The 25,078-nt window shown below is 64.5% G+C and carries 24 protein-coding genes and 1 pseudogene; 20 read left to right on the top strand and 5 right to left on the bottom strand.

Going from position 1 to position 25,078, the window contains the following annotated elements:
• Positions 1 to 260 precede the first annotated feature (260 nt).
• Complete coding sequence (locus tag MJ797_RS10100) at positions 261 to 2,114, top strand: choline/carnitine O-acyltransferase (protein WP_239334017.1); 1,854 nt, start codon at positions 261 to 263, stop codon at positions 2,112 to 2,114.
• 346 nt (positions 2,115 to 2,460) lie between these two features.
• Here MJ797_RS10100 and MJ797_RS10095 read toward each other — a convergent pair whose 3' ends face one another.
• A complete protein-coding gene (locus MJ797_RS10095) occupies positions 2,461 to 4,032 on the bottom strand; it encodes a right-handed parallel beta-helix repeat-containing protein (RefSeq protein WP_239334015.1) in 1,572 nt (523 codons plus the stop codon).
• 1,251 nt (positions 4,033 to 5,283) lie between these two features.
• Here MJ797_RS10095 and MJ797_RS10090 point away from each other — a divergent pair.
• Together MJ797_RS10090 and MJ797_RS10085 are read left to right on the top strand one after the other, a co-directional pair.
• Positions 5,284 to 5,829: a class IV adenylate cyclase gene (locus tag MJ797_RS10090; protein WP_239334013.1), complete on the top strand. Its 546-nt coding sequence runs from the start codon at positions 5,284 to 5,286 to the stop codon at positions 5,827 to 5,829.
• Between the two features lie 1,538 nt (positions 5,830 to 7,367).
• Positions 7,368 to 7,787, top strand: coding sequence for a BlaI/MecI/CopY family transcriptional regulator (locus tag MJ797_RS10085; protein WP_255738719.1), 420 nt, complete (start codon positions 7,368 to 7,370; stop codon positions 7,785 to 7,787).
• A gap of 729 nt (positions 7,788 to 8,516) precedes the next feature.
• Here the strand turns inward: MJ797_RS10085 and MJ797_RS10080 are convergent.
• Complete coding sequence (locus MJ797_RS10080; protein ID WP_239308262.1) at positions 8,517 to 8,735, bottom strand: hypothetical protein; 219 nt, start codon at positions 8,733 to 8,735, stop codon at positions 8,517 to 8,519.
• Positions 8,736 to 8,820: 85 nt separating this feature from the next.
• Here MJ797_RS10080 and MJ797_RS10075 point away from each other — a divergent pair, with 85 nt between their 5' ends.
• The 6 genes from MJ797_RS10075 (at position 8,821) to MJ797_RS10050 (ending at position 12,670) form a co-directional block, all read left to right on the top strand.
• A complete protein-coding gene (locus MJ797_RS10075) occupies positions 8,821 to 9,132 on the top strand; it encodes a hypothetical protein (protein ID WP_239334009.1) in 312 nt (103 codons plus the stop codon).
• 116 nt (positions 9,133 to 9,248) lie between these two features.
• Positions 9,249 to 9,392 carry a hypothetical protein gene (locus MJ797_RS10070; protein ID WP_239334007.1) on the top strand — a complete coding sequence of 48 codons (144 nt, stop codon included), beginning with the start codon at positions 9,249 to 9,251 and terminating at the stop codon, positions 9,390 to 9,392.
• Position 9,393: 1 nt separating this feature from the next.
• Positions 9,394 to 10,041, top strand: a complete 648-nt coding sequence (locus tag MJ797_RS10065) for a 5-formyltetrahydrofolate cyclo-ligase (protein ID WP_239334005.1) — start codon at positions 9,394 to 9,396, stop codon at positions 10,039 to 10,041.
• A gap of 162 nt (positions 10,042 to 10,203) precedes the next feature.
• Entirely contained in the window at positions 10,204 to 10,614 is a 411-nt protein-coding gene (locus tag MJ797_RS10060) for an FmdB family zinc ribbon protein (RefSeq protein WP_239334003.1), read from the top strand.
• Positions 10,615 to 10,822: 208 nt separating this feature from the next.
• On the top strand, positions 10,823 to 11,638 hold the full coding sequence (locus tag MJ797_RS10055; protein ID WP_239334001.1) for an SAF domain-containing protein: 816 nt from the start codon (positions 10,823 to 10,825) through the stop codon (positions 11,636 to 11,638).
• 660 nt (positions 11,639 to 12,298) lie between these two features.
• Positions 12,299 to 12,670 (top strand): hypothetical protein, encoded by a 372-nt coding sequence (locus MJ797_RS10050; protein WP_239333999.1) that lies wholly within the window; start codon positions 12,299 to 12,301, stop codon positions 12,668 to 12,670.
• Between the two features lie 21 nt (positions 12,671 to 12,691).
• Here the strand turns inward: MJ797_RS10050 and MJ797_RS10045 are convergent, their stop codons facing one another.
• Positions 12,692 to 13,063 (bottom strand): hypothetical protein, encoded by a 372-nt coding sequence (locus MJ797_RS10045; protein ID WP_239333997.1) that lies wholly within the window; start codon positions 13,061 to 13,063, stop codon positions 12,692 to 12,694.
• Between the two features lie 709 nt (positions 13,064 to 13,772).
• Here MJ797_RS10045 and pstS point away from each other — a divergent pair.
• From pstS to MJ797_RS10020, 5 genes are all read left to right on the top strand, one after another.
• The gene (gene pstS, locus MJ797_RS10040; protein WP_239333995.1) at positions 13,773 to 14,879 is read left to right on the top strand and encodes a phosphate ABC transporter substrate-binding protein PstS; all 1,107 of its coding nucleotides are present in this window, start codon (positions 13,773 to 13,775) and stop codon (positions 14,877 to 14,879) included.
• Positions 14,880 to 15,045: 166 nt separating this feature from the next.
• On the top strand, positions 15,046 to 16,065 hold the full coding sequence (pstC, locus tag MJ797_RS10035; RefSeq protein ID WP_239333993.1) for a phosphate ABC transporter permease subunit PstC: 1,020 nt from the start codon (positions 15,046 to 15,048) through the stop codon (positions 16,063 to 16,065).
• On the top strand, positions 16,062 to 17,120 hold the full coding sequence (gene pstA, locus MJ797_RS10030) for a phosphate ABC transporter permease PstA (protein WP_239333991.1): 1,059 nt from the start codon (positions 16,062 to 16,064) through the stop codon (positions 17,118 to 17,120). Before pstC ends, pstA begins: the two co-directional genes overlap by 4 nt.
• A 95-nt stretch (positions 17,121 to 17,215) precedes the next feature.
• Entirely contained in the window at positions 17,216 to 17,992 is a 777-nt protein-coding gene (gene pstB, locus MJ797_RS10025; RefSeq protein WP_239333989.1) for a phosphate ABC transporter ATP-binding protein PstB, read from the top strand.
• Between the two features lie 60 nt (positions 17,993 to 18,052).
• Entirely contained in the window at positions 18,053 to 18,820 is a 768-nt protein-coding gene (locus MJ797_RS10020; RefSeq protein WP_239333987.1) for a response regulator transcription factor, read from the top strand.
• Between the two features lie 97 nt (positions 18,821 to 18,917).
• Here the strand turns inward: MJ797_RS10020 and mshD are convergent, their stop codons facing one another.
• Both mshD and MJ797_RS10010 read right to left on the bottom strand, forming a co-directional pair.
• Positions 18,918 to 19,934: a mycothiol synthase gene (mshD, locus tag MJ797_RS10015; RefSeq protein ID WP_239333985.1), complete on the bottom strand. Its 1,017-nt coding sequence runs from the start codon at positions 19,932 to 19,934 to the stop codon at positions 18,918 to 18,920.
• A 76-nt stretch (positions 19,935 to 20,010) separates the two neighbouring features.
• Positions 20,011 to 20,763 carry a response regulator transcription factor gene (locus MJ797_RS10010; RefSeq protein ID WP_239333983.1) on the bottom strand — a complete coding sequence of 251 codons (753 nt, stop codon included), beginning with the start codon at positions 20,761 to 20,763 and terminating at the stop codon, positions 20,011 to 20,013.
• Between the two features lie 130 nt (positions 20,764 to 20,893).
• On the opposite strand from MJ797_RS10010, the gene MJ797_RS10005 reads away from it, so the two are divergent.
• The 6 genes and pseudogenes from MJ797_RS10005 (at position 20,894) to MJ797_RS09975 (ending at position 25,023) form a co-directional block, all read left to right on the top strand.
• A complete protein-coding gene (locus tag MJ797_RS10005; RefSeq protein ID WP_239333981.1) occupies positions 20,894 to 21,817 on the top strand; it encodes an alpha/beta hydrolase in 924 nt (307 codons plus the stop codon).
• Entirely contained in the window at positions 21,805 to 22,059 is a 255-nt protein-coding gene (locus tag MJ797_RS10000; RefSeq protein ID WP_239333979.1) for a MoaD/ThiS family protein, read from the top strand. The genes MJ797_RS10005 and MJ797_RS10000 overlap by 13 nt, the downstream gene beginning before the upstream one ends.
• A gap of 164 nt (positions 22,060 to 22,223) precedes the next feature.
• Positions 22,224 to 23,138 (top strand): hypothetical protein, encoded by a 915-nt coding sequence (locus MJ797_RS09995; RefSeq protein WP_239333977.1) that lies wholly within the window; start codon positions 22,224 to 22,226, stop codon positions 23,136 to 23,138.
• Between the two features lie 333 nt (positions 23,139 to 23,471).
• A pseudogene (locus MJ797_RS09985) lies at positions 23,472 to 23,890 on the top strand (DUF4395 domain-containing protein).
• Complete coding sequence (locus MJ797_RS09980) at positions 23,887 to 24,720, top strand: sulfurtransferase (RefSeq protein ID WP_239308246.1); 834 nt, start codon at positions 23,887 to 23,889, stop codon at positions 24,718 to 24,720. Before MJ797_RS09985 ends, MJ797_RS09980 begins: the two are co-directional and overlap by 4 nt.
• Before the next feature lie 3 nt (positions 24,721 to 24,723).
• Positions 24,724 to 25,023, top strand: coding sequence for a DUF1416 domain-containing protein (locus MJ797_RS09975; protein ID WP_239333973.1), 300 nt, complete (start codon positions 24,724 to 24,726; stop codon positions 25,021 to 25,023).
• Positions 25,024 to 25,078: the final 55 nt, after the last annotated feature.

Here is a 25,078-nt window from a genome sequence, read left to right as displayed (position 1 = left end):
GCGTCGGTGGCGGGCCGCATCCGCCGCGTCCACCTTGAATGTGTATTCAGACAGCGGCGGTTCGCCTCCCCGGAGGGCAGGCGCTCGTTCCGGACACGCTGTCGGCCATCGGTGTGAATCCGCCCGGTCCGGAAGCCGATGGCTGGCTCTACGCGCAGTTCCACATCTCTCGGCCGTGCGACACGAAAAATTTACGCAAGCTGTAGCCATCGTACCGAACATGCAGTCGTCCAGCTCCCCCAACATCACCGAGGTCGAGGATGAGTTTGTACAACGGTCAAGAGTGGTCCACCCGAACTTTTGGCAATGAAGAGCGTCTGCCGCGAGTACCACTGCCCACGTTAGATGTCAGTTGCGAGAGATTTCTGGCCTGGTGCGCGCCGCTGCTGACCGCAGCCGAACTGGCGGCTACGGAGGCTGCGGTCGCCTCCTTCCGCGGACCGGACGGTCCCGGCCACAAGCTGCACGCGGCGCTCGCGCAGTACAACTCCAGCGACGGCGTGCACAGCTGGCTCGACACATTCTGGTCGTCCCGGTATCTGGGCCGCCGCGACCGTATAGCCCTTAACGCGAACTTCTTCTTTTTGTTCAAGGCCGCTCCCCAGCAGCAGGTGGACCGGGCGGCTGGGCTCATTGCCGCGGCTGTCGACTACAAGATGCGGCTCGACGAGGAGCTCATTGCGCCGATCGTCCAGCGGGGGCAGCCGCTTTCGATGGAGCAGAACAAGTTTCTGTTCGCCACGACGCGAATACCCGGACCTGTACAGGACACCGTCCGCGCGCCCTACAGCGAACAGTGGCCGGGCCCGTCGCGGGCGCGCCATATCATGGTGTTCTTCCGCGGCAACATGTTTCGCCTGGACGTGATAGGTCCGGACGGTCGGCCGCACATATTTGACGATCTCGTGGCGGGGCTGCACACAATCATGAAGGCTGCGGCGACGCGGCCCGCGTGGGAGGAGCCGGTCGGGCATCTCACCACCAAGGCTCGGGCCGACTGGGCAGCCAGCCGACAGGCATTGCTCGCCTGCCATCCCAGCAACGCGGACGTGTTTGAGACGATAGAGAGCGCGCTGTTCTGCATGTGTCTGGAGGACTTCGCGCCCAAGGACCCCTTGATGGCGTGTGACCAGCTGCTGCACGGTGACAGCGGTAATCGGTGGTTCGACAAGGCCGTATCACTAATCGTCTTTGAGGACGGTACGGCAGGTATCAACGTAGAGCATTGCAGCCTGGACGGAACTACGGTTCTCAATTTCGTCGACGTGCTTGTGGGCGCGGCGGCCGAGGAGCGCCCGGTGGCCGGTGCCGAGGCCCGGGGGGTGCCGAGCGTCGTTCCTGTTGAGTTCCTGCTGGACGACGACCTGCGGGCCGACGTACGGGCCGCCGCCGCGTCGTTCGCGGCCTATAGGGCCGACACCGCCACAGCCATCCTGTCGTTCGACGATTTTGGTGCCAACCGGGCCAAAGAGCTACGGATGTCACCTGATGCGTTCGTACAGCTGGCCTTTCAACTGGCCCACAAACGTGCCAAAGGACTGGTGGGCACGACCTACGAGTCGATCGCCACGAGACAGTACCAGTACGGGCGTACGGAGGCGATGCGCGTTGTCACGCCCGAGGTGATGCGGTTCGTAGCGACGATGGATGACCCAGGCATGGACGCTGCGGCCCGCAGAGCAGCGTTCCGGGCGGCCGCCGAAAAGCATGTGGAACGCGCGAAGGAGTGCCAGGCGGGGCAGGCGCCCGAGCAACACCTGTGGGAGCTGCAGCTTATTCAGAAACGGCGCGGCGAGGAGCTGGGGGTGACCGAGCCACTCGCCCTGTACGAAACTCCAGGCTGGCTCAAGATGCGGGACGATTACCTGAGTACGAGCTCCGTGCCCTCTACGAACGTCCAGTACCTCGGTTTCGGATCGACGAGCAGGCGGTGTATCGGCATCGCTTACGTCCTGCTTCCTGACAGTTTCAACCTCTATCTGAGCACGCCGCTTTCGGTAGCTGACGAGATGACCGTCTTTGCCGACTGCCTTCGGGAAGCAGTGCGTGAACTACAGGATCTGCTGGCCAGCGAGAAACTGGAGCTGCACGGAGCGTCACAGGGCGGATCCTGATATCTTTTCTCTCCTGCGGGTCACGAGGCCGAGTACGGCGAGGTAGCCGAGCTGCGGACGCGTGGCCCGCAGGAGGTGCCACGCCCGGGATGCCTACCGCCCCCATAGGCCTGCCTCTCTGCGGCGCGGTCACATCCGCACGCTGTTCGTGGCCCACGGGCCTGTTTCCGTCGCCGTAGTGTTCATGACCGAAAAATCTGGGCATTACGGCGGCTCGGTGAGCGGTGGCGGGCCCTCGCCCCAGGGCCCGGGGCCGCTGGTGCGCTGTGCCACATTTTTGGCACAGCTGTCCTGTGCGAGCCGGTGCGATTCTCGCACGGCGTCAGGTCTCGATGGACAGGGCAGCTCACCGCGAGCAGGTTACGTTGAACGGGCCGCTGGCCGCCGCGGTGACAGTATTGCTGCAGGAGACGGTATTCTGGGTCTTGTTCGGTTTGTCGATACTGACTCCGTAGCCGGGGCCGCGGACATCCAGCTTGTTTCCAGTAATGATGTTCCCCGTACCCCAGCCATCGATGATCACATGAGTCTGGATGCCATCCTTCGGGCTGTTGACGCCGATGTTGCCCTCAATACGCCAGTTGTTGCCTTTCACGTCCACCCAGGAGTCCGCGGAGTTCGCCCCGGTGATAGTTGATCCGTCGAAACTGTTGTTGCTCAGGACTCCGCCGGTTGTGGCTTCCTTGATATCGACGGCCTCGGCGGTGATCCCACTGATGGTGTTACCGATGATCTGATTACGGTCGGAGTTGTCCGGCTTCCCACCGCTGAAACGCTCCCAGTTCGACTTGGCCGTGCCGATATAGATGCCCTCGCCGAATCCGCGCTCCTTGCGACCGGTACCGTTCACGGTGCATCCGACGACGAAGTTGTCGGTGGAGAAGTTCCGTAGGTGGATGCCCTCGTCGCCAACGTTGCGCACGAGCAGGCCGGTGATGACCGCGCCGTGGGTCTGGTCGGTCATCACTCCCTTCTGGCCGTTCTGGATGGTGAAACCCTCCAGTCGCCAGTAGTCGGCCTTGTCGAGATGGAAACCGTAGCCTTCGCTGATCGACCCGCCGTCGATCACCGCATTACGTGAGCCACGCACAGTGATCGGAGCCTTTGCATTCGCTGTCCGGTTGCCCACGAAGTGGCCTGTGTACTGGCCGTCCGCGAGTTGGATGAGGTCCCCTGGCTGGGCCGCCGCGAGCGCGGCGGTCAGCTGATCCGCGGTGGATACCGTTACTGTCCGCAGCGGTGCTGAGGCGGTTGGTATTTCAGCCAGCACGGCGGGTGGTACCACCGCGGCAGGTGCGGCGACCGCGGACGGGGTGGCCGATGTCGATCCATCCCCGGTGGCTGTGAAGGTGGCCGTCACCTCGACGGTGTCGCTGTTGGTGCGGACCCGGGCGGTCAGCGTGTGTTTTCCGGCCGCAACGGCATCGAGGTGGAGCGTGAACGGTGCGTCCCGGTCGTCGAGCAGCGTGTTGCCGTCGAGCGAGAACTTGACCCGTTCGACCTTGTCGAGAGTATCCGTGCCCGGGTTCAGAGTCACATCCACACCGGCCGGCACGGACTGCCCGTCCAGCGGGTGCGCATCGGCGACAAGCACCCAGCGGTCATGGGTGCCGGCGGAGGCGCCCAAGCCTGTGGTGGGGGTGTGCCCGGTTGCACCGGCGACAGGCGCCGATGAACCGCCTCCGCCGCCCAGCAGGAGGAACAGGAGGAGAAGGACGACGACGACAACCGCGATCCCACCACCGATCGGTAGCCACAGCCGGCGCCGCCCGGTCATCATTGCGTGGAAGCCTTGGCGGTCTCTCACGGGCCGGGGCATGACAGTGGTTTCAGTGCCAGTGCTGTCGCCAGCACCCCCGGCGGTGGTGTCGTTGTCAGAGCCGTCGCGGGCGCGACCGTCCGTTGAGGCAGGTCCCATCCGCTACTCCTCGTGATGCGATGTCCGCAACTGATCTGTACCGGAGCATACCGGGGTCTTTATGGGCGATCTTGACCGACTGGTTGTCCATTGATCGTCGGCGGTCCCCCTCCGGAGCTTTTGTGGTGCGTGATGATAATGATCACAAAGATCGGCGAGGGGTCCGTGGTATACCGTCGAGGTGCGACAGGACTCTGCCGGATAGTCCTGCCGGGCATGAGCGCCCGGCAACAGTGGACGCGGGGCCGGGGCATACACCTCGCGTCATCGCTCCCCATCGGTCGCTTCTCGTCCATCGCCGCGCGATGCACGGGTACCCCGGCTCGTCGGCCACCACCCACCACCTCCGGCGACTCCCCGCGCCGTCCGCGATGCACGCACCGCAATCTTGTTTCTTGATCTACCCTCCCTCTTGCCGGGTGTTCTCAGCCGAGTTTGGATGCCGAAAATTCGAGGTATCTACGTCAACGTGCCAGAAATCCCTTCAGTGGTATTGGCTGGCGCTGCCGGCGGGTGATCCTCGGCTCGGCAGCTATGGGTGCGCGGCGGTGTCGTCGAACGAAAAATGGTCGAAAATATTACAAACCGTAATAAATGTGTCATTTTTTGTAGACAACTGTGGCGCCGAGTCGTCGCCACAGGCAATATTTCTGTTGTTACCGGCCCGCGATCACGATCAGTGCGACGTGGGGCCACGCCGCGGCGGACTGCGATCCGCCGGGCCGGTTTCGTAAGGGCACCGGAGTTGCCCGAAGGCAGCGGATCGAGCACCATCCGGTTGTTGGTGGTTTCGCTCTCGCGGCCGGCAGGCTGCTCGTCCGTGCTCCCGCCTTGCGGGCGGCCGGGGTGCTCCGCTCCGGCGCTCGGTGGCGGTAGTGGCATTTTCGCGCATCACGCGTGCAACATGTTTGTGACATGGCGCTCCGTCGCAACCAGCATGGGATGGCGGGACACGGCGGCCGGGGATGGAGCGAGCCTCCCAGGACGGAAGCAAGTGGCTCTCGAACCAATGCACCGCCGCCGGATGGAAGGGTGGAACGTGTGCTCACTGTTGCTGGTTGCCAGCTGAGGGTCGATGCCGTGTTGACTGGCCCAGATGCGCGCCAGAAAGATGTGGCTATGACCACTCCGTCGGAGTCCGACGTCCGACTAACTCTATAGCTTTGGCGGTGGGTGTCACTTCTGGTCGTCCGGTTATGTGCCAGGCTGTCGCGTCGGGGGGATGGCGGGACAGACGATGGGGAGGCTTGTGTGCGCGAGGTTAAGGTCAAGTTCCATGTGGGAGACAGGGAGGCGCTCCTCTTGGCCCTCAAGGCGCGAGGCGTCGAGCTGGGCGAGCCGTTCTTTCAGGATGACCAGGCGTATGCTCCCGATCGCTGGACGTTCGAAGACAGCCGGCTGGGCGTGGCCTTCCCGCGCCTCCGCACGATAAACAACCGTCACTTTTTCGCGTTGCGACGGCCGACCGTTAATGCCCAGGCGTGTGATGCATATGAGACCGAAGTCGCCGATCGTGACCAGATGCATCAGGCGATCCTGAACATGGGTTTCTGCCCGACGGTACGGGTGGCCAAGACCCGGCGGATGGCACAGCTGGGGAACGTGTCACTCTGCGTCGATGAACTCGACAAGCTGGGTATGTTCCTGGAGCTTGACTGTCCTGTGCCCGCGCATGAGTCGGTGGTTGCCGTCCAGGAGGCCTTGAATGTATTCGTGATTTCTCTGTGCGTTGATGTGATACGTACGGAGGAGACCTGTGATGCACTGGTGCGGACCGAGCAGCTACGGGTAGCATGACTCTATCACTGATGACGGAAGTTTCCCGCGGGCTCGGTGCTGACTTCAAACGCGGCACTGGTACCTGTGGCTGGATGGCCTGAGTGCGCGATCGCTGTGAACGGATCCTTTGTTGATCTTTGTGGAGTAGTGAGACGGTCCGGCTCCGTCGCCCTGAGCGGCTTATTATGTGCGCTACGCGTGAGTCTGCCCGCTTGGGTCTTGATGTGTATCGCTTTGCTCCGTGCTGGGCTGGGCGGTCGGATCGGTTTCACTCTGAGGGAGTAACCACAGTAGCTTCCGCCCAATTGCGCATGCGCCGATCCGTCCCTCGTGCATAAACTGCTCATCGAGCGGATGGGGCGCCGATGTCCGGGCCCACGTGACTACAGACGGGCGGGCTACAGCACATGTCGCGAAGCCATGTCCGAATGGATGGGCTCGTGGTGGACGAATGGGGCATGCTGTCGTCTTGTCGAGCTGGACGCTCCGTATCCGGTTTGTCGTCGGTGGCGTGCCGGAACCTGTCCGAGATTCGTTTTCAGGCATGATCGGGGCCCCCGTCCGCGTGGCTGCCGCGCCGGTGGAGCAGGCTCTCGCAAGCAGCCGGTCGGACGACCATTCCCGCTGCTCTCTTAGAGCGCCCGAGGATAGGGCGTTCGACCAGCGAACGGCTCATCCGCGCCCGATCCGGCAAGGCTGCGGAGGAAGGCGCCCTGCTGGTGGGCGCCGACTGAGGACAACGTGGCCGGGCGGGATGCGGGGAGCCGCGGGCCGGACAGTCCTGTCCTCGGGCGCTCTTAGTCGTTTCGGGCAGTTTCCGCGTCGGTTCCAGCAGTTTTCCAATCTTATTTTGACGCTTGCGACCAGGGCTCTGCACGGCGTGCTTTCGATGTTTTCCCCCGGCCTGCCCTCTGGCTGGGAAGGTGTACCAGTCCACAACCGCCAAGCGGCCCAACTGGTCGGCGTGGCCAGCTTCGGTGGCCGCTCGCGGGGCTGGGTCCTGCGCTATGCCATGGTCCGGCGGGGGCCGCCGAGATAGGTATGTGCCAGCCGGTGGCCGGGGTTTCCCGGCGCGCGCGACGAGTCATGATCGAATAAGATTCGATCGGAATTTCCGCGCGGTCATGCTTGGTTCCCGACAGGGTGCTCCACGGTCGCTGCGGCCGAGATCGGTGACTCACCGACGTCGGTCGCGCCACGCTCCCGACCGGGAGACCGTCTGTCACTCCGCACCGGCTTTCTGTTCCCGCCAACACATCTCCGTCTGATTTTTCCAGCGGGATTGGCGGGTCTGAGCGGGCTCCGGTCCGCTTTCTTTCACGTCCATCAGGCTGAACGGGGCATCGTCGCGGCCCACGCCACGGACGGCCCTTCAGCTCCGCAGTCATTCGAGCCCCCGAGGATGGCCCTTGTTGACCACTCTTGGCCCATGGTCCGGACATCGTCACGACAATACGGATTGGGCGGCGGCCGGCCAGAAAAAGACCGGCCAGAAAAAGACCGGCCAGACATCGACCGGCCAGACATCGACCGATCGGACGCGGGATACCGTCGGTGTGACGGCCCGCCGCCAACCAGGCGAACTTGAAGGAGCCGTCCTGGCGGCGCTATGGGCTGCGCGGACGCCCATGAGTACCGGCGCTATTCAGCAGATGCTGGCTGGCGGACTCGCGCACAGCACAGTAGCCACCACGCTCGGCCGCCTTATCACCAAGGGGCATGTCGAACGGGTACGTGTCAGACGGGTGTGGATGTACCGTGCGACCCGATGTCAGGAGGAGTACGCCTCCGCACGAATGCTCACCTTGTTGGGCCAGGTCACGGATCAGGACACAGTCCTGCGTCACTTTGTGGCCGGTCTTTCATCCCGGCAGGTACGGCTCTTGCAAGTTCTGCTCGAAGCGGCCGGCGGTGCTTCCCCTGAGCAGGATGCCGCTGAGCGGCACCCCGCTGATCGCGGTGCTGTGGGCCGATGACAGCGGGCGCTCACATCGGTGACCCGCGATGGGGCACGGGTGGGAGAGATCCCGGGAGGGTCCTGCCATCGAAGATCGTTATGTGTTCATCGGCGGGATCAGGGCCAGGGGCCAAAGCTGTCCTGCCATCAGCTGTCGAGATAGATGATCTTTGGATCGGGCTGAGGGCTTCGGCTGGCCATCGCTGGAAGTCAACATCGTGGCACCGTGGCCCAGATCGTTACAGCCCACGAAGTCATGGTCGATTATTGTTGCGGAGTGTAATTATTATGGATCTACGGATGTGTCCTGGTCGAGGATTCGAGGCTCGGAGCTGCGCGAGGATTCCCGGCTCTGATGCCAGCGCCATTTCCACTCGCCAGTAAACTTGCTAAAGATACTAGGTTATCGAAATTTCCTTCGACAGCTTTGATCGACAGGGCATCGTCGGCCGAGCGGAGTGGGCTGGCCTGGATCTGGCGTGGCCCGTTAGTGGTACCCGACACCGCGGTCGCAGCCACTCGAATCCGTGGCTGCGATTGCAGCTGCAAGTGCATGTGCATTGTCGGGCAGCACGAAGATCGACGTCGCCGTTCCCCGAAGCCCGTTGGGCGCGTGAAATGAACTGTGGCCGCCTGCTCCGGGGCTGCTGTCAGATTGGCGACGTCGATCCGGCCCATACGGGCCTCCCGGCGCCCCTCGGGGGCGCCGGCCAGGTGAAAAGAACTACGATCATGTTGTCTTTGGCCGCTAGGTCCTCCGCCGCCGGTAGTACTCGACGATCCACGCGTCGACATCGCGTTTACGCCACACGCGGGTGCCTTTGGAGCTCGCGGTAGGCGCGTTGATGACCTGCAGGGGGGTGGGGAACTGTGGGTCCCTGCGCGTCCAGTAGTCAACCGCCTGGCGCGTGATCTTTAGCTGGAAGGCTATGTCCCCGATGCCGACCAGACGTTCACCGTCGTCCACGCGAACAGCGTAACGGCTTTGCTGGTTGCCAAGTACGCCGCTATGGTTTGTTTTGCTGAACAGCAAATTCTCCGGGAGGATACAGATGGTGGTACCGGTAACTCGCCGCGACGTGGTTCGGGCGATGCTGGATCGCGACGAGGCATATGATCAAGACCCGCATGGGGATCCGCCGCTCTCGGTAGCCCGCTATCGTTGCGCTGTGCGGGCTGCGATCGATGTCGTGCCCGAACTTCTGACAGAGAAGGGAATGCGCAGGTCAGGCGGTGAATTCGAGGCATACTCGGCAGGTGTGCGCGATGCGTTGGACGCAGTCGCGGGCGCGATTGCGTTGGTCGTCAATGCCGCGGGGGATCCCGGTCTGCCGACGGGCGGATCTGGACAGGCCGAGGCGTGATCGCGGGCATCAGCCAGGGATCGGGACGTTGGACCGGTGAGACCGCTGCTGGGCCAGCCGCGCCCGCAGGGCCGGACAGGATGGCGGAGGCTTCCGAAGCAGGGAGGAAAACGCTCATGTGGGACGAGGCGCGGTCCGACGACGACCGTGACATCGGCTGGGGCGATGACCAGGACGTGCCTGAGGAGGGCGTGGACACCGACATCGAGCGGCTGCGGGCCGAGCGTCCGCCCCATCATCTCGACCGCGACGCTTTCTGATATGCCCGCGGACTGGGCTCGCAACGAGGCGAAGGCGGAGCTGCGGGCGCGTCTGCTGGCGGCCCGCGCCAGCCGGGCTGCCGATAAAGATCTTGGATTGAGTGGCTCGTCGCCGGTGGCTTCGATGGGCGGGCGCACGTCCGCTTTGTTGACCCGCCGGGTGCTCGCCCTCCCGGAGGTGGCCGCGGCCCGTTGGGTGGCCGCGTATGTGAGTCTGCCTGGTGAGCCGGAGACCGGCAGACTTCTCGTTCAGCTTCGGGCTCGGGGAGTGGGTATCCTGCTGCCGTCCATGCGACCCGATCTTGATCTGGACTTCCGGGAGTACAACGGATCGCTGATCGCGGGCGCTTTTGGAACTCGTGAGCCGCCCCTCGGCGCGAAGGTTGTTGATCTTTCTCAGGTGGATGTCATCGTTGTTCCGGCGCTGGCGGCTGACGTGCGTGGAGGGCGTCTTGGGCGTGGCGGTGGATCTTACGATCGAGCATTACGGCGCGTGAGAGCAGGTGCGCTGATCGTGGCGATAGTTCATGATCGCGAATTGGTTGCCCACGTTCCGACTGAATCGCATGACGTGGGCGTTCATGTCATCGTCGCGCCGCATGCCACCGTACGTTGCGGGGCGTCCGGCGTCCTGGCGGACATGCGGTAGCGCGTCTGGCGTGTAAAGTATGGATTATTTTTATCATCGCCCGCACTGAGGCGGACGGCCGGCTCGGATCCATGCTCTGGGGGTGGTCTCCGACGCGCCGGTATCATCTCGGGTTAGAGTTGGCAGTCATCGAAGTCGAGTGCTAACTCCTGGGAGGAGTCCGTGCCGCGCTACGAGTACCGCTGCACCGCGTGCGATAATGATCTTGAGGTTGTGCAGAGTTTCAACGATGCGGCGCTGACCGAGTGCCCGGCCTGTGGCGGCAAACTGCGCAGGGTGTTCAGCTCGGTCGGCGTCGTGTTCAAGGGCGCCGGTTTCTACAAGACCGACAGCCGATCCGGTGGCGGTGGAGCCCGAGACCGGGCGAAGGAAAAGGTCAGCAAGGAAGCCGGCGCTGATACGTCCGGCAAGGAAACCGTTGGGGCTGGTACGCCCGCAGGGGGCGGTTCGGTGGACGCGACGTCGAGTGCCGCAAGCTCGTCGGCCTCAGCAAGTACGGCGTCATCGTCCAGTTCAGGTAGCTCGTCCAGCTCGTCCAGTTCCTCCGGCGGCTCGAGTACGGCTGCGGCTTGATCGATGCGGGCTCCCCGGGCTCCCCGGGCTCCTGCGGGAGCCTGGGGCACTGGTAACAGCTCTCCACGGGAGTGACTGTTTCGAGATCGTGGCCGGAGTCTGTTTTTCCACAGGGCGCGGCCTCGAGTGTGGGTGAGCGATGCTTTGTCCACAGCGTGTGCTCCGGCCATGACGGTTTCCCGTTCGGTGGCTAACGTGATCTTCTCGTTTGTTCGCGAGGATCCTGGAGGTCGCGATGTGGCTTGCCGGACGCGTACCGGCGCGCATCGGGGAGGTCCGTGCCTGGCGGCTCGCGGTTGGGGCCCGGCGGCGGGTTCTCGCGGGTCTTTGCGCTGCTCTGACCCTGCTTCTTGCCACTGGTGCGCTGCGTTCCAGCCATCCGCTGCCCGGCACGGCGGTGGTCGTGGCGGCGGTCGAGTTGGACGGCGGAGCGGTTATTGCCCCAACTGACATCCGGATCGTGTCTTTGCCAGCGGAAGCGGTGCCAGCGGGCGCTGCCCGGCACCCCGAGGATGCCGTTGGTCGTACGCTGGCCGCACCGGTCGGCCGTGGTGAGACGATCACCGACGCACGCTTTCTCGGCCCCGGGCTGCTCACTCAGCGGCAGAGTGCTCATGGCCTGGTCGCGACGCCAGTCCGGATCACCGATGCTGGATCCGTCGCGTTCCTGCGTGTGGGTGATCGGGTGGATGTGCTTGCGGCATCCACCACAGCGGAGGTTGTAGAAACAAGATCGCGGGATGGGGCTGCGTCGCGGGATGGGGCTATGTCAATGGCGCTCCCAGAACCCACCGGCGATACATCGACGGCGCCGGGCGCCGAAGCCGACAGCGCGACAGTGGTTGCGTCCGACGTCACTGTTTTGGCGCTTCCGCGTCCTCGTGAGGTAGAAGAAGGTAATGCGGGGTCAACCGACGGCGCATTGATCATTATTGCCGCGACACCACGGGTTGCCACCGTGGTCGCTGGTGCGGCAGTACACGCTCGGCTGTCGGTAACTATTCGTGGACGAGTGCTTCCTTAGAAAGATCGACAAGAGGGGGAGTGGCGTCGCGGGGCTGGCGCGCACCTCGCCGCGTCACTCCCCGTGGATCGCCGTGCGATGCACGGGCACCCCGGCTCGTCGCGGTCGACACCCCAGGAGCCAGGATGGCTCCTCCCTCCGCCTTACGATGCACGCACCCCAACCCCGTTCCTTGATCCATACCCCTGCCGTCGGGCACTCCTGGAGACTACCGGCGGTAGGGCGTGTTTCGAAAGTCATCTGTCCGGCTTCCTGATCGAACGATGACTTCCGGGACACGCCATAAGAAGCAGCTGCAATCGAGATAGCTCTGGAGGTTTTTATGGGAATATTTTCAATCTGATTGTGACAATTAATAGCAATCGGGACGATTGTAAGACTGATTATTTTTTGGAGTCAAGACAAAGCAGAAATTTTCTACCCGGTGTGCGAGCTCCGGGTTGTACGTGCTTGTATCGGAGCTAGGGCGTGTCTGATGGATCTTTGATCGTGCGGATCAATGTCCACATCGACCAACATCCATCAGACACGCCCTAGCCGCCCTGAGCGCACCAGGCCGGTCCTGGAGCAATCTTCCGTGATGTGGCTGGTCCACTCGGGTGGAATCGAGCCGCGATGAGGTAGTTTGGATCTTTGTGTATTTGCGGGAAGGGGACGACGATGGGCATCTCCATCGACGATGGTGCCTGTGGTGTGTGGCAGCGTGTGCCCGACGAGGTCATCAGCCGGCTTGACGGCATCCCGGGGGCGGCTTATGAGGTAGCGGACGAGGTCACATGCGCGCTTGAGGCCGGGCATCCCGACAATCATATGGCTGTTCTTCAGGGCTGGGGCAATCAGGAGGCATGGCTGATATGGGCCACACCTACAACGGCTACCGCGCCAGGATGCCGAGCGGATGGACTGACCTGCCTGCTCCCCGAGGGACACGTCGGACGTCATCATGTGATCATGACGGATGTGGTGGAGGACGAAGGCCCCTACTGGTGTGAGAGTCGCGCTGATCTGGAACTACAGCGGGCACCGATCTGATCGGGCCCAGAGTGGGGCCTGTCAGTCATGGTCGGTGGCCAAGGCAACGCTGTCGGCGTGAAAGACGAGCGTGACATCAGTATCGCTGGCGAAGTCAACGAGACGAGCGTGGGCCGGTAGCTCATTGAGTATCCAACAAAGATCGGATACGGTACTCCCTTCGCAGACCGTGACCGAATGCTCTCGCTGTTCGGCCCGGTGTGAGTGCGCGTGTATCAGATGCTCAGCTGCCGGTATGCACGCCTGAACACCGTCGTCCACCGTCATGAGGGCCGCCTCCGTGAGGGCGTTGGCGGGTTGACACGCTTCGGTGGATGCCAGGTAGGCGCGGAAGAGGACGTCAAGGAGTGACGGCAGCAGGCGGAGCAGGAGCGCGCATGGCTCTGTGCCCATCCCTGGCTGGGTACTGACGCTGACACTGATCCGTGTGCCGTCAATGTGTTTGGTGATCGTTACTGGCCCGCCGGTTTCCGGTCCGGGTGGTGCGGTTCTTTTGTTCATGGAGATAGGTTCGCCGGGGGCGCCGGTCGGATCCATCCCGGCGGATGGGGAGTTTTCAGCGCGGCGGCCGTTCGTGAGCTCGCAGCCTCCTCGGCTGCGCTTGGACGCGGTCTCGGCTACACCGTTACCACGCATCCGGTATCGGTATCGGTATCGGTGTGGCCTGTGGTCTGTGGTCTGTGGCCTTGCCAGGGAACCGCATGGAGGCGGCTCCCTGGTCGAACGACGACTTCCGCAACACGCCGTAGACCGTGATTCTCGTTGGACGCGGGCAGCGTGGCTCTGCGGCGAGGCGCGGGCTCTGGTTGCCAGAATTCGATCTTTAGCTGCAAAAATGAGATCGCGCCGGGCGGCATGCCGGCAGATCGAGAAGTGATCGAATGTGCGTCGACCGACCTGGCGGGTGTAGGATAATTGGCCGTACCCGGCGTGACGAATCCGTGTGAATCCGTCCTGGGCCCCCGATCTATTTCGATTCCCGCCTGATTTATGTTCGCTTCCGTTCATCTTTCGTTCATGTTGAATCGCTTCGATTCTTGCCGGCACCCCAGTCTGGGGGCGGACAGAACGGCGCTATTGCGCTGAAGACGAAGGGTCGCTTGTGAATATAGGGAAGCGTCAGGTCGCGGTCATGGGCCTTGCGATGTCGGCGGTGCTGGGGGTGGCCGCCTGCGGTTCCGACAACAACACGGCATCGCCGAGCTCGACGGCGGGCACTGCCACGGGCGCGATCTCCTGCGCAACAGGGTCGATCGTCGCCTCGGGCTCGACCGCGCAGAAGAACGCGATGGACGAGTGGGTCAAGAAGTACCAGACCGCCTGTTCCGGATCTACGATCAATTACCAGCCGGTCGGCTCTGCTGCCGGTAAGCAGGCGTTCGTGGACGGAAAGATCGATTTTGCCGGCTCGGATTCGGCGATCAGTGGTGACCAGGCAACCAGCGCGGCCAAGCGCTGCACCGGCGGGCAACTCGTCAACCTCCCCATGGTCGCCGGGCCGGTCGCGGTGATCTACAATCTCGCTGGCGTGAAAGATCTACAGCTCTCCGCCCCGACCTTGGCGAAGATCTATTCTGGTGCGATCACCAAATGGAATGACCCGGTGATCGCGGCCGACAATCCCGGCGTGACGCTGCCGAGTACGACGATCGTCTCGGTGCATCGTTCGGATGGTTCGGGCACCACGGACAACCTCACCAAGTACCTGGCCGGTGCCGCCGCGAGCGACTGGACGTTCGCTTCGGGCTCGGACTGGAAGGCTCCGGGCGGCCAGGGCTCCAAGGGCAGCGACGGGGTGACCGCGACCGTGAAGACGACCGCTGGCGCCATCGGTTACGTCGAGCTCTCCTTCGCGGAAAACGCGAGCCTTTCGACAGCAAAGATCAAAAATGGTGCCGGTGAGTATGTGGCGGTCAGTACCGAGGCCACCTCCAAGGGTGTGAGTACGGCGAAGGTTGCTCCGGCGCCTGACCTGAAGCTGACCTTCGACTACACGGCGACCACTCCTGGTGCCTACCCGATCTATCTTGTCACTTACGAGATCACCTGCACGCAGGGTCTGGCCGCGAGTCAGGCCACTCTGGTGAAGTCCTTCCTGACCTACACATCCTCCACGAATGGTCAGGCCGCTATCGCCGATCTCGGTTACGCTCCGCTTCCTACCGATCTTGCCAGCAAGGTGAGCTCGGTCGTGGCGACCATCTCATAGTCATTTTCCCCGCCGGCCGGAGCGACGGATTCTGACCGGACGACCGCCGGTGTGCCGACCGCGGCTGGCTCCAAGGGCCGCCGGGTGCGCGAGAGCGATTGTGATCGCGCACCCGGCGGCCGACCCGGGCGGGCACACCAGCCAACACCACCTGTTGAGAGGCATTATGAGCAGTGAATCGGATGGCCAGGGCGCGGGTTCACCGGGAGGCAATGGGCCACCAGCGCTCAAGAAGTCCGTCAGTAGCAGTGCGCATGCGCGGGTCAGCCCCGCGGATCTCTTCTTCAAGAACGTGACCCGCGCGGCCGGCATCGGCCTGCTTGTCCTTATCGCGGCGATCGCGGCTTTCCTGGTGATTGAGGCCACGAGCGCGCTGCAGGCCAACACCGGGAACTTCTTCACCACGACCGAATGGTTTCCCAATGCATCTCCGCCGGTCTTCGGAATCGCGGCCCTGCTGTTCGGTACGCTGCTCACAGCTGTTATCGCGATGATCATCGCTGTGCCGGTGGCAGTTGGAATCGCGCTGTTCATCACGGCGTACGCCCCGCGCCGTCTCGCTACCCCACTGGCGTTCATCGTCGATTTGCTTGCGGCGGTCCCCAGCGTCGTTTTCGGACTCTGGGGCCTGATTGTTCTTGTCCCAAGAATGAACGGTCTGCAGCAGTGGCTGACCGACTATCTCGGCTGGATCCCCCTGTTCAGTACGGATGACGGCCTTGTCGGACGATCGATCTTCGTCGCCTCGATCGTCCTGGCCATCATGATTCTGCCGATTGTCGCGGCGATTTCCCGCGAGATTTTTCTCCAGGTGCCGAACCCGCACAAGGAGGCGGCGCTCGCCCTCGGCGCGACCCGCTGGGAAATGATCCGGACAGCGGTGCTCCCGTACGGCAAACCCGGAGTGATCAGCGCGTCCATGCTGGGACTCGGCCGGGCGATGGGGGAGACGATCGCGGTCGCACTGGTGCTGCCCGCGTCCTTTAACATTTCCTGGCATATCCTGTCGCCGGCCGGCAACACCATCGCGGCCAACGTGGCGAACGGCTTCAGCGAAGCCAATCCCATCGGCCGGGGGGCGCTCATCGCGTCCGGTCTCGTGTTGTTCATTGTCACCATGCTCGTCAACATAATGGCCCGGGCAGTCATCGCCCGTCGGCGTGAATTCTCGGGGGCCACCGGATGAGTACAACGACTATCGCCCCGGCGACCAGCCCCGGCGGCATGGACCTGACCGGCCAGAAGCTGCCGCTGACCACGCTCGCGGCTATTGGCGCCGGTGCGGTCGTGGCCACCGTGTTGCTATATGTTGTGGCGCCGATAGACAGCAAGATTCAGTTTGTGCTGATTGTCGGTGTGCTCTACCTGATTGGCCAGACCGTGGCGTCGGCCATGGTTGAAGGTACCCGGAAGGCCGTCGACCGGTTCGTCACCACGCTGGTCTATCTCGCCTTCCTGTTGGCGCTTATCCCGCTGGTCGCGGTGCTGGCAAGCGTGATCGCCAAGGGTGCGCAGCGGGTCAGTTACGACTTCCTGACCACCTCCATGCGAAATATCGGGGCGCGGGACGCCGGCGGTGGCATTTACCACGCTTTGGTCGGGACCCTGGAGCAGATCGCCCTGGCAAGTCTTTTCGCGGTTCCCTTCAGCATGCTGGTCGCGATCTATCTGGTCGAGTACGGCCGCGGGCGGATCAGCCGGACCATCAGTTTCTTCGTCGACGTACTGACCGGCCTGCCCTCGGTCATCGCGGGTCTGTTCATCCTGTCGTTCTACCTGCTCGCGCTCAACCAGAATCCGTCCGGCTTCGCTGGCGCGCTCGCCCTGACTATTTTGATGATTCCCATCGTCGTGCGGTCCACCGAGGAGATGCTCAAACTCGTCCCGAACGAGTTGCGTGAGGCCAGTTACGCGTTGGGTGTCACCCGGTGGCGAACCATTCTCAAAATTGTCGTGCCGACCGCGCTGCCCGGCATTGTGACCGGTGTCATGCTCGCGGTGGCTCGGGTCGCCGGTGAGACCGCACCGCTGCTGCTGACCATTTTCGGGAACGACGCCATCAACTTCAACCCGTTCTCCGGGCCGCAGTCAGCGCTGCCGCTTTATATCTACTCACAGGCAGGGGCACCGCAGCAGGTGGCCATTGACCGGGCCTGGGCCGCCGCGTTGACGCTCATTGTTCTGGTGATGTTGCTGAGTGCTATCGCCCGGATTGTAGCTCGATTCGCCCGGGTCCGATGATGGTCATTGCGCTGTCCGCACCCACGCTTGTCGTTTTTCCCGTACCGTCCGCACCGGTCATCGTACGGCTGCGGCACAACGAGCCGAGGTAACTCATGGCCACCCGTATCGATGTTTCCGGACTGACCGCCTATTATGGCAATTTCAAGGCCGTCTCCAATGTCCAGTTCAGCATAGAGCCGAAAAATGTCACCGCCTTCATCGGGCCGTCCGGCTGCGGTAAGTCGACTGTGCTGCGGACGCTCAATCGCATGCATGAGGTACTGCCCGGCGCCCGGGTTGAGGGACAGGTCCGCATGGACGGGCAGGACCTCTACGGTGCCGGTGTCGACCCGGTGAACGTGCGCCGTAACGTCGGTATGGTCTTCCAACGCCCGAATCCGTTCCCGACGATGTCCATCTACGAGAACGTCATCGCCGGCCTGAAGCTGAACGGCACCCGTAAGAAGGCGCTCCTCGATGAGCGGGTTGAGCAGTCGCTGCGCGGCGCGAACCTGTGGGAGGAGGTCAAGGACCGTCTTGGCCGGCCAGGCTCTGGTCTGTCCGGCGGACAGCAGCAGCGGCTGTGTATCGCGCGTGCAATTGCCGTGGAACCGCAGGTGCTGCTTATGGACGAGCCGTGTTCCGCGCTTGACCCGATCTCGACGCTCGCTATTGAGGATCTGATCGCCCAGCTCAAGGCGAGTTACACCATCGTTATTGTGACGCACAATATGCAGCAGGCGTCCCGGGTCAGTGACACTACGGCATTCTTTACGCTTGACAAGACCGGTGATCCGGGACGGCTGGTGGAGATGGACAAGACGGAGAAGATTTTTTCTAATCCAACACAGAAACGCACCGAGGATTATATCACCGGGCGTTTCGGCTGAATCGGACAGCGGCTGGTCCCATGTTCACCCGAATTCACCGCGGCCACTCGGATGCATCTCGTGCAGCCATTTGAAGACGAGTCCCCGGCTCCGCAACAACGTCGCCCTGGGGAGGAGATCGCCCTGCCCGGCGGCCGGCGGCCGACGCTGCTGGTTGCCGACGCGGCCGCGGACAGCGAACTTCTGTCCGTTCTCGCGGACCACGGCGTTGAGGTCACGGTCGCGGTGGACGGTGCCCGTGCGCTGCTGGAAATCGGTCGCCTCGCACCGGCAGCGGTGATCATTTCCGCGCGGCTGCCGATCATTGACGGTGTGACGGTGGTGCGGACCGTCCGTACCCGCGACGACATGCCGATTCTGCTCGGGGTTGGCCCGCAGGACCGCCGCCAGGCCGCGGCTGGGTTGGACGCGGGCGCGAGCGCCTGCGTTGCCAAGCCGTACCGGATCAACGAAATACTGGCTCTGGTGCGATCCGTCCGAGGCTTCGGTGCGGACCGGACCGAGCCCGGTGTGCTGCGGGTCGGCGGGGTCACTCTGAACATGGTCGCCTACGAGGTCCGGGTGAACGGGATACCGGTGCGGCTGCCCCCGCAGGAGTTCAGGTTGTTGCGCATCCTGCTTGAACAGGCTGGCTCCGTGGTTACTCGCCAGACGCTGCTCGAGCGTGTCTGGGGGACAACCAATCATGAGACGAACACGCTTGCGGTGCATGTGCGTCGCCTGCGCAGCCGTCTCGGGGACACCGGTGACGACGAACAACCGCGCCTGATCGAGAGCATCCGCGGCGTCGGTTACCGTTTCCGTCTCGTTGACGGGCCGACGGCCTGACCTGCCGAGCCGGACGCGCTGTGGCCCCGGCAGCGGACCGGAGAGGAGGCGATGGCGGGCGCCCGCGGGTTTCCGCACGGCGCCGGGTGCCAGCACATCAGGTCAACGGGCCGTTCGCCGGTTCGCGCAGGTAGGAGATGTCCGCGCGATGCCGGGTGAAGCCGAGGCCCTCGTACAGGCGCATCGCCCGTTGGTTGATGTCGTCAACGTAGAGCATCGACGTTGTCAGCCCCCGATCACGCAGATGATGCAGCCCGATGAGGGTCAACGCACGCCCGAGCCCGTGCCCGGCGAAGGCGGGTTCCAGACCGACGACATAGATCTCCCCCATGGCCGGCTCCGCGGTACGGCCGGCCGCGGCGGGATGGACCTTCGTCCAGTGGAAACCGGCGAGCCGGCCGGCGGACTCGGCGAGGAAGAAGCCCGCCGGATCGAACCACGGCTCGGCTTCTCGGAGGAGAAGGTCGGTCGCCGTCCAACGGCCCTGCTCGGGATGGCCTGCGAAGGCGGCGCGATTGACAGCCAACCACGCCTCCTCGTCCTGTCCCGGGACGAAGAGGCGGATGGTGACCCCTGCCGGCAGCTCCACGCCGGGGAGGACGGACAGCGGCCGGCGCATCTGCCACAGCACCCGTTCGCGGCCGAAGCCGTACCTGTGTGCCAGCGCCACCGCAGCGGGCGGGTCGCCGCGTGCCCAGACATTGAGCCGCGCGGCGGCTTGGTCGGCGGAGCCGGTCAGCGCGGCCAGCAGGCGTCCGCCGTGGCCGTGGCGCCGCTGCCCGGGGTGAACGACCAGTTCCGCCTGCCACGTGTTGTCGAGGTGGTCGGCCAGATAGGCGTATCCGGCGATCCGGCGCGGCGTTGGCACGCCTGGCGCGTTTGATATGTCTGGCACGTCTGGCACGTCTGGCACGTCTGGCACGTCTGGCACGTCTGGCACGTCTGGCACGGTGCTGATCAGGTGTTGCCCATGTGTGAGCGGATCAGGTGACATGCGCACCATGGCGTCATCGGACAGGGGAGCGATCCCGTCCGTCTCGGCGGCCGCCGCTGTTAGATCCCGTAGGGCATCGACATCGTGGCGGGTCAGTTGTCGGGTCCGATACAGCGCCATCAGGCGACATTAGGACGTTCGGGCGGCTGGGGGCCGCGCGGACATGTTCCGCCGCACAGCCCCCAGCGCCGACCGCTTAGAGCGAGACCCGCTGGGGGGCGCGGACTACTTCGCGGTCGTTACGGTTGTGCATGGCGTCGTCAGGGAGCGGGGCGATCGGGGGCGCGACGAACTTGTAACCAACGTGCCGCACTGTACCGATCATCGACTCGTGCTCCGGGCCGAGTTTGGCCCGCAGCCGGCGCACGTGGACGTCGACCGTCCGGGTACCTCCGTAGTAGTCATAACCCCACACCTCCTGCAGGAGCTGAGCACGGGTGAAGACTCGGCCCGGATGCTGCGCGAGGTACTTCAGCAGCTCGAATTCCTTGAAGGTGAGCTCGAGCGGACGGCCGCGCAGCTTGGCCGAGTAGGTGGTCTCGTCCACCGACAGGTCGCCGGACCGGATGACACCGGCTTCCGCGGTACCGCCGGCGGCCGCGATCCGACCGATCGCGAGCCTCAGCCGTGCCTCGACCTCAGCGGGTCCGGCGCTGTCGAGGACCACGTCATCGACGCCCCAGTCGGCTGACACCGCAGCCAGCCCACCCTCAGTGACGAGCGCGAGCAGCGGCGTGGTGAGTCCGGTCGTACGCAGCAGACGACACAGGCCGCGGGCGACAACGAGCTCCCGGCGCCCGTCCACCACAACGACGTCCACCGGGGGAGCGTCCAGGAGCGCGCTGGCCTCCAGCGGCGCGACGCGAACGGTGTGGGTCAGGAGCCCAAGCGAGGGAAAGGACTCCGCGGACGGTCCGGGGGCGTTGGTGAGCAACAGGACGACGCTCAAGTCGACTCCTCCAGGGTTCGGTTGCGATGTTGGGGCAGCGTCGACCCACGGATACCTTGCGACCGGCCCCCCGCGTTCCACGACCGTCATGGGCGCGAAACGAACACCGGCCTGTGGGGAGGATAGCGGAGTGTCCCACTCCACTCATACCGTCTTCGAGGTTCTCCCTACCTCAGACGGCGAGATCCTCGCCACGACCCATTACGGCCGTGTTGCTTCCGCCACCTGTCACAGTTTTGATCTTGGAGTTGTCGTCGCCCATGGTTTTTCTGGTTCGCGTGACAAGCCCCCGGTCAGGGCGGTCAGTGCCGGTATCCGTCCGTACGCTGGCGTGGTCGTGCCCGATCTGCGGGGCCACGGCCGGTCCTCAGGTGTGTGCACCTTTGGCGATCTTGAAGTGCTGGATGTGGACGCGGCGGTGGGGGCGGCTCGGCGGCTTGGTTACCGGAACGTCATCACCATGGGCTGGTCGATGGGCGCCGCCGCGGTACTCCGCCACGCGGCCTTCGCCCGGACCGGGGAGACCGTGCGTGGGTATGCCGTACGGAACCCGGTCGACGCGGTTGTCAGCGTGAGCGCGCCGAGCCGGTGGTATGTCCGGGACACCCCGTCGATGCGGCGTGTGAACTGGCTCGCGGAGACGGCCACCGGCCGCCGCGTCGCCCGTCGTGCGCTCGGCGTACGGCTGATGCCCGAGATCTGGCCGATGATCCCGGCGTCTCCGCTTGACGTCGTCGGCCGGATCGCGCCGACGCCGGTTTTGTTCGTTCACGGGGACCGGGACACCTACTTCGCCCTGGAACATCCTCACTCGCTGGCTGCCGCCGCGGGGGAGGGCAGCCAGCTCTGGATCATAACCGGGTTCGGGCATGCCGAATCGGGGCTGGTCCCGGGGCTGCTGGACCGGCTCGGCCGCCACCTGCCCGAACTGCTCGCGGGCAACGGCGAGCATGCGGGTGCTGACCGGCCGCTCCCCGCCCAGCCGGGCCCGGCCCGGCCGCTTCCGGCCCGAGGTGACACGCCGGAGCTTCCGGGGTCCCCGTGGCCTGCGTGACGATCCGGTACTGGGCCGCGGCCCGGGACGCTGCCGGGGTAGCCGAGGAGCGGCAGCACGCCGATACCCTGGCCGACCTGCTGGCCACCGTGTCCGAGCGGCACCCGGGACGGTTGGCGGCGGTGCTGGCGTGTTGCGCGTTCCTGGTGGGGGATGTCCCGGTCGGTGCCCGCGAGCATGCCGACGTGCTGCTCGTGGACGGTTGCGTGGTGGAGGTGCTCCCGCCGTTCGCCGGTGGGTGAGGACCGTCGTGGCCGGCAGCCGCCGGCCCGTGGCCCGTGGCCCGTGGTGTACTCGTCCGGTCGGCTTCAGCTGGTTCGTCGCTCTCGTCGTAACCGGGGCATGGGAGCATGGTGGCGTGCGAGCCCGCGGAGCCGAAACAGCCGCCAGGACGGAGCCGGCCAGTATGTCGGCGTCCGTCCCGACACCGCGGCCAGGCCGGGCGAACGGACCGCGGCTGTCCCTCACTGCTGTCTCCGTTGCGGTAGCCGCGGCTGTCCCGGCGCTCGTCGTCGGCATCGGTGCCGGGCCATTGTCGTTTGTCGCCGTTATCGCCGTCGAGCAGTTCCTTCTCGGTTGGGCGTGGGTACGGACGTTCGCGGGCTCCATGGGGACGCTGGCGATCGCCGGATCGGCCGCGCTCGTCTCGGACGCCATCGCGCTGGTCGCCGATTCGCACGAGATCGGCGATTATGCCGGGGTCGTCGGTGTGGCGGTGGCGGTGGTCATCCTCGTTCAGCTGGCACGACGGCGGGCCAGCCCGCCCGCCGCGAGACTGGGTCAGACCGGTGCCGCGGCGGGCGTCGGCGTGGCTGGCGGGCCGAGTGACGATCATCCACCGGAACGGTCCGTGCGGGTCACGGTGGACATGGCCGCGGGTCTTAGCGGGGTGGTCGTCGTGACCATGCTCACCACCTACGCGGACGCGGCTTCGCTGACTGCTCCGGCCAGCCGCGTGGCCGGAGCCGCGCTGGTGGCTGCCGCTCTCGCCAGCGGTGGCTCAGCCGTCCTGTGCGTGCGGACCTGCGCGGCCATTTCCACCGGCCGGCCGGTGCTCACCCGGCTCGCCGGTCTTGCGACGGGCGTCGTCGTGGGGGCTGTCTTCGGCGCGGTGTCCAGCGTGCTGACCGTTCTCGACGGCACCGTGATCGCGGCGGTGGCCGCGGCGGTGGCCGTCGTCATCGACGCGGTTGTCGCCCGTGGGATCGCTGAGCTCCAGGCCGATGGCGCGGTTGGGTTCAGCTACCCCCTTGCCGCGGTCCTCCCGCTGGCGGTGGCGGCGCCCTGTGTGTATGCCGTCGCTCACATACTTGTGAGATGACGAGTCCCTGTCGATGCCGCGTCGTGTCAGGCGGCCGTCTTTGCAGTGCTTGAACCCGTTATGAGCGATGGGTCGACTTCAGTGGGTGAGAATGTGGAGCCTGTCATGTGACTGGCCCCGTGTTCGTCCGATTTGATCATTTTGGCAAGTAGTGGGATCGGTAACACATCGGTCGTGTTCGCTGCTACGGTCGAGGGGTTATGTTCGCCACCGCGCTCGTCAGCCGCCGCACGATCGATTTGTGTCGTGTCGGTAGCACATCGTGTCGACTTTCCTGATTTGTGCGTTGATGTCGCTCGCCGCTAGCGGGCCCGCCCTTCAGGAGATGAGTTCGTGGCTGTTCCGCGAGGTCCTCGGTCCGCTGTAATCGTGACCAGTCTTATCCTCGGCGTACTTGCTCTGACCGCTAGCGGCTGGTTACTCCTCGCGCCGGTGGTGGTTTTTTTCGCCACCGCCGTATCCGGCCCGCGGTGGGTGCCGTACGGACTGCTGTATGGCATATCGCTTCCCCTGGCTGGGGGCCGCCGGTCGAGCTGGCGGATGAACGACCACCGTGGTTCGGGCTGGGGCAGGCGGTCGGTGCGCTGTCCGGCACGGTGGGCGCGATCGGATTTCTCATCGTTGCCCATCCCGCTGGGTACATTGCCACCACGTTTGCATGTGTGGCGGCGTTGCTGAATGCTGTCATCGGCTTTTGTCTCGGTTGTCAGCTATATCTCGCCATACGTTCCGTGAAGGGAGTGCACACATGAGTCGTTCCAACGCGCTCGTCGACCCGGCCTGGGCCGAAGCGCACTTGACAGACCCCAAGGTTGTCCTGGTCGAAGTCGACGAGGATGTCTCCGCCTATGACAAAGGTCATATTCCGGGTGCGGTCCGTCTCGACTGGAAGTCGGAGCTTCAGGACCCGGTGATCCGTGACTTCGTCAACAAGGAGCAGTTCGAGAAACTGCTGTCGGCCAAGGGCATCTCGAACGATGACACGGTCGTTCTCTACGGTGGCAACAACAACTGGTTCGCGGCTTATGCCTACTGGTATTTCACCCTCTACGGGCATGCTGATGTCAAGCTGCTCGACGGCGGCCGCAAGAAATGGGAGCTGGACAGCCGCCCGCTGACGGACGAAGTCCTGGAGCGGCCGGCCACGCAGTACACCGCCGGTGACGCCCGTACCGACATCCGTGCCTTCCGGGACGAGGTCATAGCCGCGATCGGCGAGAAGAGCCTCGTGGATGTGCGCTCGCCTGACGAGTTCACCGGGCGGCTGCTCGCTCCGGCGCACCTCCCGCAGGAGCAGTCACAGCGCGCCGGGCACGTCCCGACCGCAAAGAACATCCCGTGGGCGAAGACGGCGAACGAGGACGGCACGTTCAGGTCGAATGACGAGCTGACCGCCCTGTACTCCGCGGCGGGAGTGGACCTGACACAGGACATCATCGCCTACTGCCGTATCGGCGAGCGTTCGGCACACACCTGGTTCGCGTTGCACGAACTGCTCGACCTGCCGGCTGTGAAGAACTACGACGGCTCGTGGACCGAGTACGGTTCGCTGGTCGGCGTTCCGATCGAGAAGGACGTCTGACACGTGTGCGGCGCGATCAGCGGCGGACCTTCGGTGGAGGGAATTGACGTGGCCAAGGAAACTGTCATCCAGGGCGTCGTTCTCAGGGACGGCTCGCCTGTTTCAGCGGGTTACGCGCGTCTATTGGACGAGGGTGGAGACTTCACGGCCGAAGTGCCACTGTCCGCGACCGGCCAGTTTCGTTTCTTTGCCCGGCCGGGCTCCTGGACCGTCCGCGCGCTGGTTCCGGGCGCGTCCGGTGAGCGTAAGGTCGTCGCCCGCCAGGGCGAGCCAGTCGACACCGAGGTGGAAGTAGCCGTATAGGTTTTCCGCGACCCCGGTGGCGCCAGCGGGAATATGATCGCGCCGCCGGGGTTTT

It is taken from the genome of Protofrankia sp. CiP3, from assembly GCF_917627345.1.
In the GTDB taxonomy this organism is placed as follows: domain Bacteria; phylum Actinomycetota; class Actinomycetes; order Frankiales; family Frankiaceae; genus Protofrankia.
The sequence above is the reverse complement of the archived record's forward strand: the minus strand, read 5'-3'. Positions and strand labels throughout refer to the sequence as shown.

Excerpts from the sequence above, each read along its gene's own strand:
- MJ797_RS09980 (WP_239308246.1), top strand. The coding sequence starts at position 23,887 with ATGAGTCGTTCCAACGCGCTCGTCGACCCGGCCTGGGCCGAAGCGCAC.
- pstB (WP_239333989.1), top strand. The coding sequence starts at position 17,216 with ATGGCCACCCGTATCGATGTTTCCGGACTGACCGCCTATTATGGCAAT.
- MJ797_RS10070 (WP_239334007.1), top strand. The coding sequence starts at position 9,249 with ATGTGGGACGAGGCGCGGTCCGACGACGACCGTGACATCGGCTGGGGC.
- mshD (WP_239333985.1), bottom strand. The coding sequence starts at position 19,934 with ATGGCGCTGTATCGGACCCGACAACTGACCCGCCACGATGTCGATGCC.
- MJ797_RS10095 (WP_239334015.1), bottom strand. The coding sequence starts at position 4,032 with ATGGGACCTGCCTCAACGGACGGTCGCGCCCGCGACGGCTCTGACAAC.
- pstA (WP_239333991.1), top strand. The coding sequence starts at position 16,062 with ATGAGTACAACGACTATCGCCCCGGCGACCAGCCCCGGCGGCATGGAC.
- MJ797_RS09995 (WP_239333977.1), top strand. The coding sequence starts at position 22,224 with ATGTCGGCGTCCGTCCCGACACCGCGGCCAGGCCGGGCGAACGGACCG.
- MJ797_RS10075 (WP_239334009.1), top strand. The coding sequence starts at position 8,821 with ATGGTGGTACCGGTAACTCGCCGCGACGTGGTTCGGGCGATGCTGGAT.
- MJ797_RS10065 (WP_239334005.1), top strand. The coding sequence starts at position 9,394 with ATGCCCGCGGACTGGGCTCGCAACGAGGCGAAGGCGGAGCTGCGGGCG.
- MJ797_RS10100 (WP_239334017.1), top strand. The coding sequence starts at position 261 with ATGAGTTTGTACAACGGTCAAGAGTGGTCCACCCGAACTTTTGGCAAT.
- MJ797_RS10045 (WP_239333997.1), bottom strand. The coding sequence starts at position 13,063 with ATGGGCACAGAGCCATGCGCGCTCCTGCTCCGCCTGCTGCCGTCACTC.
- pstC (WP_239333993.1), top strand. The coding sequence starts at position 15,046 with ATGAGCAGTGAATCGGATGGCCAGGGCGCGGGTTCACCGGGAGGCAAT.
- MJ797_RS10050 (WP_239333999.1), top strand. The coding sequence starts at position 12,299 with ATGGGCATCTCCATCGACGATGGTGCCTGTGGTGTGTGGCAGCGTGTG.